This is a genomic window from Methanolobus sp. ZRKC5, from assembly GCF_038446525.1.
Taxonomy (GTDB): Archaea; Halobacteriota; Methanosarcinia; order Methanosarcinales; family Methanosarcinaceae; genus Methanolobus.
Window position 1 is genome coordinate 2,293,880 of record NZ_CP151792.1, and the last position, 16,036, is coordinate 2,309,915.

Annotated in this window: 21 protein-coding genes, 3 tRNA genes and 2 pseudogenes; 23 read left to right on the forward strand and 3 right to left on the reverse strand. The window is 41.9% G+C overall.

The genetic code is table 11. The annotated features are described in order from the left end of the window. The first annotated feature begins 2 nt into the window (after window positions 1–2). The 22 genes and pseudogenes from WN948_RS11245 to WN948_RS11350 all read left to right on the forward strand — a co-directional run. Entirely contained in the window at window positions 3–395 is a 393-nt protein-coding gene (locus WN948_RS11245) for a 30S ribosomal protein S8 (protein WP_342304301.1), read from the forward strand. Window positions 396–410: 15 nt separating this feature from the next. Beyond that, window positions 411–944: a 50S ribosomal protein L6 gene (locus tag WN948_RS11250; RefSeq protein ID WP_342304302.1), complete on the forward strand. Its 534-nt coding sequence runs from the start codon at window positions 411–413 to the stop codon at window positions 942–944. Window positions 945–953: 9 nt separating this feature from the next. Next, a complete protein-coding gene (locus tag WN948_RS11255; protein ID WP_342304303.1) occupies window positions 954–1,343 on the forward strand; it encodes a 50S ribosomal protein L32e in 390 nt (129 codons plus the stop codon). Between the two features lies 1 nt (window position 1,344). Beyond that, window positions 1,345–1,803: a 50S ribosomal protein L19e gene (locus tag WN948_RS11260; protein ID WP_342304304.1), complete on the forward strand. Its 459-nt coding sequence runs from the start codon at window positions 1,345–1,347 to the stop codon at window positions 1,801–1,803. A 2-nt stretch (window positions 1,804–1,805) separates the two neighbouring features. Next, window positions 1,806–2,327, forward strand: coding sequence for a 50S ribosomal protein L18 (locus WN948_RS11265; RefSeq protein ID WP_342304305.1), 522 nt, complete (start codon window positions 1,806–1,808; stop codon window positions 2,325–2,327). An 8-nt stretch (window positions 2,328–2,335) separates the two neighbouring features. Beyond that, complete coding sequence (locus tag WN948_RS11270; RefSeq protein ID WP_342304306.1) at window positions 2,336–2,971, forward strand: 30S ribosomal protein S5; 636 nt, start codon at window positions 2,336–2,338, stop codon at window positions 2,969–2,971. A 1-nt stretch (window position 2,972) separates the two neighbouring features. Beyond that, entirely contained in the window at window positions 2,973–3,434 is a 462-nt protein-coding gene (locus WN948_RS11275) for a 50S ribosomal protein L30 (protein WP_342304307.1), read from the forward strand. Window positions 3,435–3,438: 4 nt separating this feature from the next. Further along, on the forward strand, window positions 3,439–3,879 hold the full coding sequence (locus WN948_RS11280; RefSeq protein WP_342304308.1) for an uL15m family ribosomal protein: 441 nt from the start codon (window positions 3,439–3,441) through the stop codon (window positions 3,877–3,879). Between the two features lie 139 nt (window positions 3,880–4,018). Further along, window positions 4,019–5,497, forward strand: coding sequence for a preprotein translocase subunit SecY (gene secY, locus WN948_RS11285; RefSeq protein WP_342304309.1), 1,479 nt, complete (start codon window positions 4,019–4,021; stop codon window positions 5,495–5,497). A gap of 10 nt (window positions 5,498–5,507) precedes the next feature. Beyond that, the gene (locus WN948_RS11290; RefSeq protein ID WP_342304310.1) at window positions 5,508–6,155 is read left to right on the forward strand and encodes an adenylate kinase; all 648 of its coding nucleotides are present in this window, start codon (window positions 5,508–5,510) and stop codon (window positions 6,153–6,155) included. 21 nt (window positions 6,156–6,176) lie between these two features. Further along, window positions 6,177–6,797, forward strand: a complete 621-nt coding sequence (locus WN948_RS11295) for a DUF106 domain-containing protein (protein ID WP_342304311.1) — start codon at window positions 6,177–6,179, stop codon at window positions 6,795–6,797. Window position 6,798: 1 nt separating this feature from the next. After that, entirely contained in the window at window positions 6,799–7,326 is a 528-nt protein-coding gene (cmk, locus tag WN948_RS11300; protein ID WP_342304312.1) for a (d)CMP kinase, read from the forward strand. A 15-nt stretch (window positions 7,327–7,341) separates the two neighbouring features. Beyond that, entirely contained in the window at window positions 7,342–8,343 is a 1,002-nt protein-coding gene (locus tag WN948_RS11305; protein WP_342304313.1) for an RNA-guided pseudouridylation complex pseudouridine synthase subunit Cbf5, read from the forward strand. A gap of 8 nt (window positions 8,344–8,351) precedes the next feature. After that, a tRNA-Ser gene (locus WN948_RS11310) sits at window positions 8,352–8,434 on the forward strand. A 303-nt stretch (window positions 8,435–8,737) separates the two neighbouring features. Beyond that, window positions 8,738–9,019: a hypothetical protein gene (locus tag WN948_RS11315; protein WP_342304314.1), complete on the forward strand. Its 282-nt coding sequence runs from the start codon at window positions 8,738–8,740 to the stop codon at window positions 9,017–9,019. Between the two features lie 351 nt (window positions 9,020–9,370). Continuing rightward, window positions 9,371–9,817, forward strand: a complete 447-nt coding sequence (locus WN948_RS11320) for a 30S ribosomal protein S13 (protein WP_342304315.1) — start codon at window positions 9,371–9,373, stop codon at window positions 9,815–9,817. A 13-nt stretch (window positions 9,818–9,830) separates the two neighbouring features. Next, entirely contained in the window at window positions 9,831–10,391 is a 561-nt protein-coding gene (locus WN948_RS11325; protein WP_342304316.1) for a 30S ribosomal protein S4, read from the forward strand. Between the two features lie 3 nt (window positions 10,392–10,394). Beyond that, complete coding sequence (locus tag WN948_RS11330) at window positions 10,395–10,778, forward strand: 30S ribosomal protein S11 (RefSeq protein WP_342304317.1); 384 nt, start codon at window positions 10,395–10,397, stop codon at window positions 10,776–10,778. 22 nt (window positions 10,779–10,800) lie between these two features. Then, window positions 10,801–11,595: a DNA-directed RNA polymerase subunit D gene (locus tag WN948_RS11335; RefSeq protein ID WP_342304318.1), complete on the forward strand. Its 795-nt coding sequence runs from the start codon at window positions 10,801–10,803 to the stop codon at window positions 11,593–11,595. 50 nt (window positions 11,596–11,645) lie between these two features. Beyond that, window positions 11,646–11,733: transfer RNA gene (locus WN948_RS11340), tRNA-Leu, on the forward strand. Window positions 11,734–11,804: 71 nt separating this feature from the next. After that, window positions 11,805–11,892 (forward strand) — tRNA-Leu (locus tag WN948_RS11345). Between the two features lie 641 nt (window positions 11,893–12,533). Then, window positions 12,534–12,872, forward strand: a pseudogene (locus WN948_RS11350) (ATP-binding protein); the annotation flags it as partial. Between the two features lie 84 nt (window positions 12,873–12,956). Here the strand turns inward: WN948_RS11350 and WN948_RS11355 are convergent. Both WN948_RS11355 and WN948_RS11360 read right to left on the reverse strand, forming a co-directional pair. Next, on the reverse strand, window positions 12,957–14,360 hold the full coding sequence (locus WN948_RS11355; protein WP_342304319.1) for an ATP-binding protein: 1,404 nt from the start codon (window positions 14,358–14,360) through the stop codon (window positions 12,957–12,959). Between the two features lie 208 nt (window positions 14,361–14,568). Further along, entirely contained in the window at window positions 14,569–14,886 is a 318-nt protein-coding gene (locus WN948_RS11360; protein ID WP_342304320.1) for a hypothetical protein, read from the reverse strand. A gap of 94 nt (window positions 14,887–14,980) precedes the next feature. On the opposite strand from WN948_RS11360, the gene WN948_RS11365 reads away from it, so the two are divergent. After that, the gene (locus WN948_RS11365; RefSeq protein WP_342304321.1) at window positions 14,981–15,328 is read left to right on the forward strand and encodes a hypothetical protein; all 348 of its coding nucleotides are present in this window, start codon (window positions 14,981–14,983) and stop codon (window positions 15,326–15,328) included. Window positions 15,329–15,463: 135 nt separating this feature from the next. On the opposite strand, the pseudogene WN948_RS11370 reads toward WN948_RS11365, so the two are convergent. After that, a pseudogene (locus WN948_RS11370) lies at window positions 15,464–16,036 on the reverse strand (IS5 family transposase); the annotation flags it as partial.

The following is a 16,036-nucleotide window of genomic DNA, read 5'->3' on the forward strand; positions in this document are numbered from 1 at the left end:
AAATGGTATTATTAGATCCGCTTGCTGACGCTTTATCTACGATAAAGAATGCAGAGGTAATTGGTAAAGATTCCTGTATCATTAGACCCGCATCAAAACTTATCGGTACTGTCCTGAAAGTTATGCAGGACCGTGGCTATGTCGGTGAATTTGAATTCGTCGAAGATGGTAAGGCGGGAATTTACAAGGTAGAACTTATTGGTAGAATCAACAAGTGTGGTGCTATCAAACCACGTTATTCAGTGGGAGCTGCAGACTTTGAAAGATGGGAAAAGCAGTTTCTTCCTGCAAAGAACTTTGGAACATTGATATTGACACCCTCAAATGGTGTAATATCACAGTACGAAGCTCGTGAGAATAATGTTGGTGGACAGTTACTTGCATATGTGTACTGATGGATGTGATGTCACATGGCAAAAGAAATAAAGAAAATAATCCCTATCCCTGACGGTGTGACTGTTACGTTCGTGGGCCAGCTCCTGACAACATCAGGGCCAAAAGGCAAAAACGAAAGGACTTTTTGGTACCCAGGCATCAATATCGAGGTTGCAGGTTCTGAGGTTATTGTGGACTCATCAGTCACAAAGAAGACCCAGAAGGCAATGGTCGGAACATTTGCATCACATGTTGCAAATATGATAAAAGGTGTCGCTGATGGATTTGAATATCGCATGAAGGTCGTTTACGCTCACTTCCCTATGCAACTCAAGGTTGAAGGAAAACAGTTAATGATCAGCAATTTCCTTGGAGAGAAAAAAGCACGGTCTGCAAATATTCTTGGCGAGTCCAAGGTAAAGACTGCAGGAGATGAGGTAATCGTTACCGGTGTCAACAAGGAAGATGTCGGCCAGACAGCAGCCAATATCGAGCAGGCAACCCGAATCAAGAGATTCGATCCGCGTGTATTCCAGGACGGAATATATACAGTGGAGAAGATAGTGTAGGTGATTTGAATGGATGATAAAATTAAACGCCTGTTTAAGGTAAGGAAAATCCAGAAACACAAAAAACCTGATTTCAAGAGAACAGACAGTCACAAGTATAAGCGTCTGGATTCTAACTGGAGACGTCCAAGAGGTCTTCAGGGTAAACAGCGCAAACACATCAAAGCAAAAGGCGCTCTTGCTCAGGTAGGCTATGGAAGCCCAGTTGCTGTAAAAGGCCTGCATCCATCAGGATATGCAGAAGTCCTTGTATTCACAGTTGGACAACTTGATGTTGTGAATGCAGCTGAGGAAGCTGTCAGGATATCTGGAAAGGTTGGCGGAAGAAAGAAGTCAATCATTGAGGCAAAAGCTGCAGAGCTTTCTATTAAGGTCCTCAACCCAACAAGAGGTGAGTAAGATGACTGATCTTACAAACCAGAAGAGAATAGCTTCTCAGGTATTAGGCTGTGGCGTTCACAGGGTCTGGCTAGACCCTGAAGCATCAGCAGAAATCGCAGTGGCTATTACAAGAGCTGACATACGTGAGCTCATAGCGGCTGGCAGTGTTAAAGCTATACCAGTCAAAGGTGTAAGCCGTGGTCGTGCAAGAATAAGAGATGTCAAGCGTAAGTATGGTCATCGAAAAGGACACGGTAAGAGGAAAGGTAAGAAGGGCGCACGTAATCCTCGCAAAGAGCAATGGATGAAAAAGATCCGTGCTCTGAGGAAGGAACTTAAACAAATGCGTGAAGATGGTTCATTGGACCGGTCTACTTACTGTAAAGTTTACCGTAAGGCAAAAGGTGGAGAATACCGCAGTGTAGCGCACCTTAAGACACACCTTGAGTCAGAGAAGCTAATAAAGCACGAGGAATAATCATGGCAACAGGACCCAGATATAAAGTCGCATTCAGACGACGAAGAGAAGGGCGTACTGATTACCACCAGAGACTTAGGTTACTTCTTTCAAAGGAAGACCGTGTGGTAGTACGCAAGAGTTCAAGGCACATGCAGATCCAGCTTGTAGCTCCTAAACCTGAAGGGGATGTTACCCTTTCATCTGCAATTTCAACAGAACTTAAAAAGTATGGATACGAGGCATCTACTGGAAACACAACAGCTGCGTACCTTACCGGTCTGTTATTCGGTTATAGGGCACAGAGCAAGGGATATGATTACGGCGTTCTTGACATAGGACTCCAGGCATCATCTTCCGGATCACGTGTATATGCAACCTTGAAAGGCATCGTAGATGCAGGATTCGAAATTCCTCACGATTCATCTGTTCTTCCTTCAGATGAGAGAGTAAGAGGAGAACACGTAGCAGAGTACATTGAAGGCTCAAATCTGCCTGAACTGTTCGATACAGTTAAGGAAAAGATCTCTGCTGAGTTCAACTAGGTGATTACATGGCATATCAATATGAAGAAGCATGGGTTCCACAGACAAGGCTTGGGAAACTCGTTCAAGAAGGGCAGATTACTTCCATGGACGAGGCGATCGAGTCAGGTCTTCCTGTAAGGGAATCTAATATAATCGATATTCTGTTACCTGATCTTGAGGATGAGGTTCTTGATATCAACATGGTCCAGAGGATGACTGACTCTGGACGTCGTGTAAAGTTCAGAGCAACTGTTATTGTTGGTAATGGAAACGGTTTTGTCGGTCTTGGACAGGCAAAGGACGTCCAGGTAGGACCTGCAATCAGAAAAGCAATCAGCAACGCTAAGATCAATATAATTAAGGTAAAGCGTGGATGCGGTTCATGGGAATGCGGATGCGGACTTGAGCACACTGTGCCTTCAGAGGTACGTGGCAAGGTCGGCAGTGTTGTTGTAGTACTAAAACCAGCTCCTAGAGGACTTGGTCTTGCTGCAGGAGACACTGCAAGGAAAGTGCTTGAGAAGGCAGGTATTAAGGACGTCTGGACAAGGACCGAAGGTACTACAAGGACAACCCTTAACTTCGCAAAGGCAACATTCACAGCATTGCAGAATGCAGGTACTGTAAGAGTTTCTGCAAATGTGGAGAATAAGGAGGCTTAAAATGTACGCTTTGGTTAGAGTACGTGGAGACGTGAATGTAAGGGGTACAATAAAAGATACTCTCAAGATGCTTCGTCTTCATAGGGTGAACCACTGTGTCCTTCTTAATGACAATCCTCACAATGCAGGAATGATTCAGAAGGTAAAGGACTATGTGGCATATGGTGTTATTGATGCTGCTACTCTTGAAGAGATGCTCACAAACCGTGGCAGACTTGAAGGTGATTTAAAACTTACCGAAGAGTATGTAGCTGAGAATACAGACTATGATTCCATCAAGGCATTGGCACAGGCTATCCATGACGGCGATGTCACAGTGAAAGATGTTCCTAAGCTTAAGCCGGTATTCAGGCTCCATCCACCAAGGAAGGGCCATGCTGGTATGAAGAGGACTGTTCAGCAGGGTGGCGTTCTTGGTAATCATGGTGGGGACATTAATAAACTACTGAAGAAAATGAGGTAATGCCATGTCTAAAAAGACCAACACAAAAAAATTCAGAGGATCACGCACCTGTGGTGGCGGAACCACCAAGAACAGACGTGGTGCCGGTAACCGTGGTGGCAGAGGTAAATGTGGTGAAAACAAGCACCATGTTACTCGTGCACTTCAGCTCGGATATCAACGTGGGCATCAGAGAGGATTTACACGTCCATTGAAGATGCTGAACGATGCTTCTATCGTGAATGTAGGAGAACTTGATGAACTTGCAGATCAGCTTGTTGAAGATGGTTTTGCCGAAGTTCAGGATGGCGCATATGTCATTGACCTTGCTGTTCTTGATATAGACAAGGTACTTGGTACCGGTAAGGTGTCAAAGAAGTTTTCCATCACTGCGGCTGAATTCTCTGCAAGTGCAAAGGAAAAGATCGAAAGTGCAGGTGGATCTTGCACTGAAATAGCTGAGTAATGCCATTTGGCATTACCTATTTATTTTATTTTATATTTTGTGCAATTAAAGGGTGCATATTTATTAATGTTAAAATCTATTAAGGTGTACTTTATAACCTAATAATTGCATGGATTTTTCCATTCAAAGGGTGGAATTAATGAGTCTTAAGGATAATTTGGAACCAATTTTTAATAAATTGCCTGCGGTTGCAAGTCCGGAGGGGCATGTTCATTTCAAGAACAAACTTATGTGGACTCTTGGAATTCTTGTTCTCTATTTTGCGCTTGCCAACGTACCGCTATTTGGATTGTCAGCGGATTCGATAGATCTTTTCGAATCCTATAGAGCATTTTTTGCCGGAGCTTCGGGTTCTCTGATGCTGCTGGGTATCGGTCCTATCGTCACCGCATCCATTGTCCTTCAGCTATTGGTTGGTGCTGATGTCATAAAGCTCGACATGTCCGATCCGTCAGACCAGGCGTTCTTCCAGGGCGCACAGAAGTTCATGGTCTTTGTAATGATAGTACTTGAGGCTTTGCCACAGATCGTTGGTGGCTACATTCAGCCGGATGCAGCACTTGCAGCGACTTTAGGGGTAGGTACAGGAGTAATTACATTTATCATCTTTATACAGATATGCATAGGCGGTACACTGGTACTCTTCATGGACGAGGTCGTTTCCAAATGGGGTATTGGCTCAGGTGTCGGTCTTTTCATTGTGGCGGGAGTTTCCCAGCAGATTGTGACCGGATTGTTTAACTGGACATCTGATTCAAGCGGTTTACCTACCGGATTCTTCTTTAAGTGGATATACATCGTGCAGAATGTGGAAGCAGATTTCTTATTCTCAGGCGATGGTATAATGTTCATGCTGGTAAGTGGTGGTATACTTGCATTGCTAAGTACTATAGCTATCTTCATGCTTGTCGTCTATGTAGAAAGTACACGTATTGAGATACCTCTGGCACACAGTGCTGTGAGGGGTGCAAGGGGCAAGTTCCCTGTTAAACTCATATATGCTTCAGTTCTGCCAATGATTCTTGTAAGGGCATTGCAGGCTAATATTCAGATGATTGGTCTTCTGTTGAGTGGAAGGGGAATAACCCTCCTTGGAGAATACAGTGGTTCAACACCTATCAATGGTATTATGTATTATCTGGCTCCGATCAACAGTCCGTATGACTGGATACCTTCCCTTGTCAGGGAATCATTCACAAGCTATGGTGCTCCAGTGCCTGCCATTTGGCAGATTGGATTGCATGTGTTTGTTGATGCTTTCTTCCTGATCGTAGGTGGTATCATCTTTGCTTTGTTCTGGATAGAGACTACAGGTATGGGTGCAAAACCTACAGCGAAAAAGATCTTTAATTCAGGTATGCAGATCCCAGGTTTCAGAAGGAATGTTGGAAGTATCGAAAAAGTAATGCTAAGATACATCCCGAAAGTAACTATTATTGGCGGTGCTTTCATAGGTGCTCTTACGCTTGTTGCAAGTCTGCTTGGTACTCTTGGAGGTGCAGGTGGTACTGGTCTTCTGCTTACGGTAAGTATTGTATACCGTCTGTATGAGGATATAGCATCAGAGCAGATGATGGAGATGCATCCAATGGTAAGGTCCTTCTTTGGACAGGAATGAGGTGTTGATTATGAATATTGCATTATTTGGCCCACCGGGTGCTGGCAAAGGCACCCAGGCAAAAGAATTGTCAAAACATTACACTATTCCCCATATATCCACAGGGGACATCCTCCGGGCAAATGTCCGGGATGGAACTGAGCTTGGGATCAAAGCAAAAGAATATATGGACAAAGGTGAACTTGTCCCTGATGAAGTCCTAATAGGACTCATCAGAAATAGGTTAACAGAACCTGACTGTGAAACTGGTTACCTTCTTGACGGTTATCCACGAACCATCCCACAGGCAGATGCGCTTACAGGAATTCTCAATGAAATTAACAAACCTCTTGATTCTGTTATCAATATGGGGGTAGGCGATGAAGAGCTCGTAAAAAGACTGAGTGGACGTCGCAGTTGCACGTGTGGCGAAAGCTACCATGTAATGTTCAATCCTCCAAAACAGGAAGGCATTTGCAATGCATGTGGTAGTGAACTCTATCAAAGAGATGACGACAAGGAAGAGGTCATACGTCAGAGGCTTGCTGTTTATAATGATAAAACTAAACCTTTGATCGAGTATTATGATAATGCCGGGCTTCTTGTTAATGTGGATGGCGCAGGATTAGTTGATTCTGTTCTTGCTGACATCTGTAAGATTATGGACCAATACAAATAAACCATCAAAAGAGGCTATCCCTTGGTTACAGAAACATTCAAGAAACAGCTGAATAAATTTTTGCTGGCATTTGGTATTTCCCTGATGCTGGGTATTATGATACTTGGACAGGATTTCAGAGATTCTCTTGGAAGATCTGTAGGTATTGTCATGGATCCGGTAGTGACACTTCTGGGGGCAAGTAATTTCCATATTGTCTTGTTCATTATGGCATCTATTACTGCGCTTTACGCATCACTCATTCAGAAATATACAATTGACTGGGATTTGATGCGCAATACTCAGGAAAAGATGAAGGTATTCCAGAAAGAGTTCAGGGAAGCCCAGCTTTCCAACAACACTGCTCTTATGAAGAAGATGGAAGAAGAGCGCTCAAAGATGATGCAGGATCAGATGGAGATGTCAAAGCAACAATTTAAGCCAATGGCATACATAAGTATAATCTCTCTGCCATTGTTCATGTGGGCTTATTATTACATAAGTAGTCATGATGCCGCTTCTTTTGTATTTCCTTTCTGGGGACAACAAATACTGACTGATACGATAGTGGGTCCTTTCCAGTACTGGATATTCTGGTATTTCATTGCCTCGCTGGCTGTAAGTCAGTTGATCAGAAAGGCTCTGGATGTTGGTGGAGTATAAAGTGTTACTGACTATTAGCGGCCTTCCGGGAAGTGGTACTACCACTGTATCCCGGTTACTTTCTGAAAAACATGGTCTTGAGATGATCTCTGCAGGAGAGGTTTTCCGTTCTCTCGCAAAAGAGTATGATATGACTCTGGCAGAGTTTGGTGAACTGGCTGAATCCGATGATAGTATTGATCTCAAGATAGATGAACGTCAGAAGGAAATCGCTAATACTCGTGATAATATTATTCTTGAAGGAAGGCTTGCAGGTCACATGGCTGAAAAGGCCCTGAAGGTCTGGATAAAGGCTTCAGTTGATGTTCGTGTAGGGAGGATTGTCGCAAGGGAAAGTGGTTCTTTTGAATACAAGCTCAGCGAAACAATTGAACGTGAGGCCTCAGAGTCTGTCCGGTATAAAACAATCTATGATATTGATATTAACGATCTTTCGGTTTATGATATTGTGATTGATTCTGAGAAGTGGGATCAATTTCAGATAACCGATATTATTTCTTGTGCGATCGACAACAATTCTTATTTCTGATATTTGGCGGGTTCTATGAATTCTGGTATCTTACCTTCGGAATATAAACGTGAATTAGTACTTAAGGCAGAAGCGAAAACCAGTCCTTTCTATGGTTGTTCTCCTTACGATCGACCGATTAGGCAACACATTGAGATGGGTGTTGTCAATCTTGACAAGTCAGTAGGTCCTACAAGTCATGAGGTTACAGCCTGGGTTAAGGATATCCTTGAGCTAAAAAAAGCCGGACACTCCGGTTCACTTGATCCTATTGTGACTGGTGTACTTCCGATTATGCTTGGTAAAGCTACCAAGACGGTTGCTGCTCTTCGTTTATCGGGCAAGGAATACATCTGCCTGATGACTTTACATGAGGCTGTTCCTGAGAGAAAGGTTCTTAGAGTGTGCAAACAATTCACAGGACCACTTTTTCAGATGCCACCAATCATCTCTGCCGTTAAACGCGCGGTCCGTGTGAGGAATATCTATTATCTTGAGGTTCTTGATGTAAGGGAGAAATCTGTTCTCATGAGAGTTGGCTGTGAGGCTGGTACTTATATGCGCAAGTTATGTCACGATATTGGTGTTGCATTGGGTTGTGGTGCTCATATGCAGGAACTTCGCAGGACAAAGACTGGTCCTTTCAGGGAAGATACATTGGTAACCCTCCACGAATTGAAGGATGCTTATGTTTTCTTGCAGGAAGATGGTGATGAATCATTCTTACGCCAGGTTATCAGACCTATGGAGGAGGGCTTAGCACATCTTCCTAAAGTTGTCATTCGTGACAGTGCAGTGGATGCAGTATGTCGAGGTGCGGCAATTGCAGCACCTGGTATATCAAGCCTTGACAAGAATATCAGCAAAGGTGATGATATTTGTCTTTTCACCTTAAAAGGAGAGGCTGTGGCATTATGTACTGCATTTATGGATACTGGGGAAATGCTTGAAAATGAGCATGGGATCGTAGCTACGACCGAAAGAGTAATAATGGATGCTGGCACTTATCCGCAAGGTTGGCACAGCAAGCCAAAATAATCACATGTGCCGAGATAGTCTAGCGGTAGGGCGCAAGCCTGGAAAGCTTGTGGGGCATAGCCCCTCGGGAGTTCGAATCCCCCTCTCGGCGCATAATTCTTTTTTGATTTTTAATTACTCTATGTTTCATTTCAACTATATGTGGATAAGTGAAGGTATGTGACATGGGATATTGTGCAATTGCAGCAGAAGATTACTAATCCCGGGCAACAAATTTACGATTCACGTCATTCTCAAAGAATGAGCTGTCATTTTTTTATTCAGTCTATGTTTTCAGCAGACATAATTTCCAAAGGATGTTTTTAAGCAACTACCTCAATTGAATCTATAACAATATAATTGGACATTACTTGAGCAACTGTCCTATGGATATGTGTGCGAATAAGGTGATACGATGGATGATCAAAAAGTATTCAATCTGAAATCAAATATGGATGTAAATTACGATGGGGATGCGTTAGTGATGTGTCCTGAGTGCGATAGTGAAATCAATGTGGCTTTTTCCAATATAGTTGATGAAAGCCTGGTGCTTGGTGAATGTATAATATGTCTTCTTTGTGGCGCTAGTTTGGATCAGGTGCATCCATCTAAAGCGACAACTAAAAAAATAGCTGATTATGTAGAAAAAGAAATGCTCAAAGATCTGGAAAAGGAACTTGGTCAGATTTTCAAATGATCGCTATTTATGAAGCGGCAAAAAGTGCAAATGTTTAAACATAAATGTTGGGTGGGTCTTATCGCAAACAATTACTTGAAACAGGTATTTGCATTGATTAAGGGGGCATAATGTGGGATTTCACGCATGATCTTCAAATTCACTTCACAGGAAAGTATTTATATAATTAGTCTATAGGATGTGTTCACTTGTATTGCTATTTTCTGTTGCATGGATTGTGCAAATAAGAGCAATAGTATATGCGGGTAAATTATTCTATTAATCTTTAGAATTGCCTAGCCCTTTACAGGGTGTGTCGAAACTTTGTTTCGAGGCTACAGGACGATTTACGTCCCTAAGGAGGAAAAAATAATGGCAGATGAAGAAATAAGACATTTAGTCCGTATCATGAATACTGACCTTCAGGGTAGTCAGCCTGTAATGTATGCGCTGACAGGTATTCGCGGCATTGGGCTTAGAACCTCAAAGATTATAGTCGAAAGCACAGGAGTTAATCCGAAAGAAACTATCGGTTATCTTCCTGACGAAGACGTTGCAAAGCTCGATGAAGCTATCGCTGATTTCGAAAAGAACATCCCAACCTGGATGCTTAACAGATGTGCAGACCCACTCTCAGGTGAAAACAAACACCATTTGGGCCAGGACATAATGATGACCTTTAGAGAAGACATAAACAACTTGAAGAAGGTCAGAGCATACCGTGGTCTGAGGCACGAAAGAGGTCTTAAGGTCAGAGGTCAGAGAACAAAGTCCACAGGAAGGCGTGGCTCAACCATTGGCGTAAGCAAGAAGAAGTAAATAAGGTGATCTCATGGGATATCCAGGTAAAAGTAGAAAGAGTTACGATACTCCTCAACATCCTTGGCAGGCAGCCAGGATGGCAACTGAAGTAGAACTCCTTAAAAAGTACGGTCTCCGTAACAAAAAGGAACTTTGGAAGGCAGTCAGTATTCTTAGAAAGTATAGGGGAGATGCCCGTAGAATTCTTGCAGAATCTGCGGAAACAGAACTCACAGGTCATCTTAAGACTGAATCAGGCCAGATTCTCGCCAGACTTAGGAGATATTCAATCCTTTCAGCTGATGCAAATATTGATGATATTCTTGCACTTGAAGCTGAAACAATTCTGGAGCGCAGATTGCAGACTCAGGTATACAGGCTTGGTCTTGCAAGGACTCCTAGGCAGGCAAGGCAATTTATTACACACGGTCACATTGCAATAGACGGCCAGAAAGTAACAATTCCTGGTATGCTTATCTCTCATACTGAAGAGATGAATATCGATTACTATGGCAATTCACCACTCACTGGCGAATCACATCCTGAAAGGCCAGCACAGATTGCTTCAGCAGTTGTAGGAAAGGAGGAGTAAGTTATGGTAGCGAATGGAATATGGGCTGTAGCACACATAAAATGCTCATTCAATAACACTATCATTACCGTGACTGATATCACTGGTGCTGAAACTATATCCAAATCCTCTGGTGGAATGGTTGTAAAGGCAGCTCGTGATGAAAGCTCACCATACACTGCTATGCAGATGGCTTCCCAGCTTGCAGATACTCTTAGAGACAAGGGTATTGAAGGCGTTCACATCAAGGTGCGTGCACCTGGTGGAAACAAACAGAGAAGCCCTGGTCCGGGAGCACAGGCTGCTATCAGAGCATTTGCCAGAGCAGGTATCAAGATCGGTAGAATACAAGATGTAACTCCTGTCCCTCACGACGGTACACGTCCAAAGGGCGGAAGAAGGGTATAAAACAATAAATGGATATGAACTCATGACAATGGAAGTAGACATACTTGAGCTGTCTGAGAGGTCTGCAAAGTTTATATTGTCTAATGCAAGCGCAGCTCTTGCTAACGGTATAAGGAGAGCATCGCTCTCTGATGTACCAACTCTTGCTATAGATGATGTAAACATTTACAACAATACTTCAGTCCTCTTTGATGAACAATTAGCTTTAAGGCTTGGCCTTATTCCTTTGACAACAGACATTGGGGAGTTCGTACCTGTTGAAGAGTGTACCTGCGGTTCAGAATGCCCTGCATGCAAGGTATCTCTGACTCTCAGTGCAGAAGGTCCGAAAATGGTATATTCAGGTGACCTTGTGTCATCTGATGAAACAGTTCAGGCTGCTGATCAAAAGATTCCTATCATTGACCTGAAGGAAGGTCAGAAGGTAGTTCTTGAAGCGATTGCTCATATGGGCTATGGCTACGATCATGCAAAATGGCAGGCTGGTGTGGCATGTGGCTACAAGAATATGCCAGTCGTTAAGTTTGAGAACTGTGATCAGTGTGGTGCATGTGTGGATGAATGTCCACAAGACATTATTCATCTTGGTCCAAACGGTGCAGAAATAACTGGCGACGATAATCTGAAATGCATACTCTGTAAACAATGTGAATTAGCTTGTGAAATTGATGCCATTACTGTGTCCGAAGATGAAAGATCTTTCATTTTCACTATGGAATCAGATGGTTCATACACAGTTCAACAGTTAATTATAAATGCAGGAACAACTATTAAAGAGAAAGCCAGCCAGTTGGGGCAGATTTTAGAGTCTCTCTGACTTGGTTTAGGAGATTTACTCTCCTTATCTTTATAGTAGTCCTTCATGATGCGGGGGTTGCCCAGCCAGGCCAAAGGCGCTAGGTTGAGGGCCTAGTCTCGTAGGAGTTCGTGTGTTCGAATCACACCTCCCGCACCAAACTTTTCAACATGTATATCTTTAGTGAATGTTCTTTCACTTAAATCGACAATTCCATCAGCAAATCTTATGCGGGGGTTGCCCAGCCAGGCCAAAGGCGCTAGGTTGAGGGCCTAGTCTCGTAGGAGTTCGTGTGTTCGAATCACACCTCCCGCACCAAACTCTTTTTACGTTAATTGTTTGATCAGTGGTTACTTTTTTGGTTAATGTTGGTATTTATTGTTATATCTTTTGTGAGGGTTTTGCTCAGCCAGATTAGAGATGTTAGATTTCGGACTTGGTTTGCTGAAGGTTTTTGTATTCGAATCAAACCTCTTGCGCTAGTATTTTGGGATCTGGGTAACTGTAAAACACCGAACTTTAATCAATAGTCTATAAAGTATTTTAATTCGAAAGAACAAAACTATTATTTTATTCATTATATCTGTTCTTTAAAAATTATTTAAACTGATTAATTGAATAAACATTAAATTGTAAAAAGACAATAATCTGTAAAATAGTATATAGAAGTTGAAACAATTGGCTCTGTAGAAAGCCTATTGAAATCACTATCTGTAGCTAATATTAGACAAAACGATCACCATTCAGAAAAATATACAGAAGTTTTATTGACTTCTACTATTGTTTGAATTTTAGAGGATTTCTACAGAGTCATAAGTCGGAAAAATGATTTTTTGCTATTTTTTGAGTATCAAGATCTACTGTACTACATCAACCAGCAGAAATGTATATAATATAGACTCCTGATACTTAGGATTATGAGTCTATTTATCAATCGCACCGAATAATTAGAATTTCTTGAATCCGAATATTCCCGTGATTCTTCATCACTGATCGTAATATATGGAAGAAGGCGTGTTGGTAAAACAGAACTTGTGCTGAAATTCATGGCTGGAAAATCTTCTGTCTATTATTTGTCCCAGAAACTTGACCTTGAGCATCAGGTAGAGGACTTTCTTGAAAAGACATCCGAACAACTTGGTATTTACCAGCCAAAGATCACTAAATGGGATGCTGCATTGAAATTCATTGCAGAGCAGACCAATGAAAAACCTGTAATTATTATCGATGAAGTACCATACCTTATAGAAGGCAACAAAGCTTCAATGTCTGCATTTCAGGCTGCATGGGATTATTGACGGTAGTTCCAACAGGGGACGTAATTCATCCACCGTTTGAAAACGGTGGTCTTCTTACTCCAACATGATAAAAAATATGTGACCTTACAGGAGATCCTCCAGTTCCCATACAAGAAATCCTTCATCTTCAAGCAACTTCCTGTCCTCTATGTTTCTTGCAGCGATCCCTACATTGAAATTCATGCCAGATACATCGGTAATCAGTTCTATTTTCTCTGAAGTAGAGTTGAGGATGCGTCTTGCTTCATCCCTGGTAAGCTCCTTATTCTTTATCTCAATTGCCATAACCTCACTTTTTTCACGGTTTATTGCCAGTATATCTATCTCATCTCCTTTCCTGTTCCACCAGCTTCCAATTTCAGGATATTCGGAAATTAGCCTGCTACTTATCAGCTCTCGGATCATATCCTCAAATAATTTCCCGGTGTAGCTCTGCCACTGTTGTAGAACATTTTCCATTATAGGGTCATATTTACCACCCATGTACTGGCTCAATGCAGAATATATGAAACGGCCATAGAACCTGAAGAGATTATCCTTGAGGAAATATCTCCCTCTCTTACTCTTTTTTGGGCTGTCTGTAACGGGTATCCTGTACTCAACTATCCCGAGCAGGTCCGCAAGGTCATAGAAATAATGTGAAAGAGAGTTTGAAGATACGTGTGTCATCTCCGATATTTCGCTTTTGGAACATTTACCTTGAGATATAGCCGATATTATCTCATAATAGGTAGAGTGTTCCTTGCCGAATTCTTCGATAAGGATATCCCTTACCTCATCTTTCAGCGGTGCAAACTCGCTGAACACGAGCTTTTCGAGTGCATCAAGGAACCCGGTACACTGATATTTTTCAAAAAGGCGGTAATAGTAGATCGTTCCTCCAAAAAGGAAATACAGGTCCAGTTTTTCCTGCATATCCGTGATCTCTATTTCATCAAGCATGGCAAAGGTCTCGTGAACCGTGAAAGGACGAAGTGTCAGTATGTTGTCCGCCCGCTTAAAGAGTGGAGCTTTCTCCTCAATGAATATCTTTCTTATCATACCGATGGAAGAACCCGATACGATGAGAAAGACCTTGCAATCATCAGACTTCATATCCCAGTATCTCTGGAGCTGGGTAATAAAGGAAGGATATATCTTAAGGAATCTCTGGAACTCATCGATGGCTATCACTATATCCCTGTCATAGGATGTAATGAACCTGAGAAAATTCTCAGGTTCCTTAACATTTATGTAATCAGGTAGTTCAAGTTCTTCCCTGAGCATCCTGTCGAACTCGTCCATGAGTATATCTATGCTCTTGTTACTGTCCACAAACAGGTAGAGTGCTTTCCTGTCCCTGCTGAACTGTTTGATAAGCTCGGTCTTCCCGACCCTTCTTTTGCCGGTTATTACGAGGAAGGACGGTTTGCTTTTGTCGAGGAGGGACATTAGGGAGAGTTCTTTCTCCCGGTTGTAGAATTCCACAATGATTATTTTTGTAATCATTATATTTATAACCATTGATGATCGAGTGCGATATGAGAGCAAAGCCCTCAGCATCCTTCTGGTCAATGGTTACACTTTAAATTTCATGCAGGATTGTTTAAAATATGATCGATTTTGAATCAATGCGATTTAACGCAGTGCAACCAACACGCCGCAAGCGGCGCTTTGCTGTTGAAATAGTAAAAGATAGTGATGACGTAAAAATAGATCACCTCAATAACCACTTCCACAGAGGCACGAAACTGATGCCATCTTCTTCCTTTTCAATATCTTCTGTCAGGAGAATAAGTTCTGCATCATTGAGCTTGCTAAACTTGTGCAGACCCTCAGTTTCCCTTGGGTCGATGTCATTAGTATATGAGACGTCTATGGACTGGAGTTTGCCACCCTCGCTTCTGGCAACAAGATCCCTCTTTTTCCCCATCCAGTAATAGACATCGCAGTTCCTTCTCTTAAGCTCAATGAAGTCACAACCGATATTTATAAGCTTCAAATTATCAATGTCTGAGCCTTCACACCCACTCAAGCGTAGCGCTCTCACTACAACTGCCATTGCAAGCAATGGGCAGTATCGCTGCTGTGCATTAAGCAGTAAAAAAAATAACGGGTGCCGTTGTAATATGGAAAATGAATGCCCCTCATGTGGTTCTGATAAAGAATATCCCGAACATCTTCTATGTAAGTATTGCTACTATCGAGGTACTGTAGGAGCTGCGAAATTCTTATTATTGCAAACTATGAGGGATAATGGAAATAAATACTTGACCGTCGATGAACTTACTGAGCTTGTAAATCAGAACCCACACAAAAAACATAAGGTGACAAGAAGTGCCGTATATAAGATACTTCATCGTTATTCCCGCTATTATGAACAGGCCAAGAAAAGAAGGCGAGGATATCTTGTACTAAAAAAGAGATTCCTCGAAAGAAAGGCCAGAGGGGAAGACCGCAGATTAAATATAAGTTGAGTTCTCGTCTATCAAAAAGGGTTGATTATTATGCTATGCGATGGAAAATGGTTTTTCCGATCAACAAGCGTGTTAACAAATGGAAAAATTTCAGAATGACTCAGGAATATTCTAGGAGGGCAAGAGGGATTGACGTTAAGTTGAAAAAAGAGAATATGAGGGCTCTGTAGAAATCCTCATTTGAATAATAAAAATAACCTTGACATACCTGTCAAGGTTATGGACTAATATCTTGAATTTGACTTCTTTCACTTGATTCCAATACTTTTTTGCCCTAATCGCTTCCCCATATTTCCTTTTCAGAACGGAGAACATCGTTTCAACCAGGTTTCTGTTATGATACAATGCTTTGTCAAATTCCCATACCATTTTTCTGCGATATTTGCCTCTGATTCTCTTCCTTTTTCTTTGTCTCAAAGGAATCATAGCTATCGAATCTAGTTGTTCTCTTGTTAGTGAATGTATGTCTTCTGAATCATAACCTTTGTCCATTACATAGTACTTTGATCTACGAGTTTTGTGGCATTGCTTCAGTAATTTCATTGCATGCTTTGCATCATGCACAGGCTTATCTGATATCTTGAAACCAGTAACAATGAACTTTGCAGTATCAATAGAGATACTTGTTTTCAGGAAAGATCTTTGTTTCTTTCCTGTTCTCCAGGAATAATAGTAACTACAGTGGCCACTAGTAAACCCACTTGAATT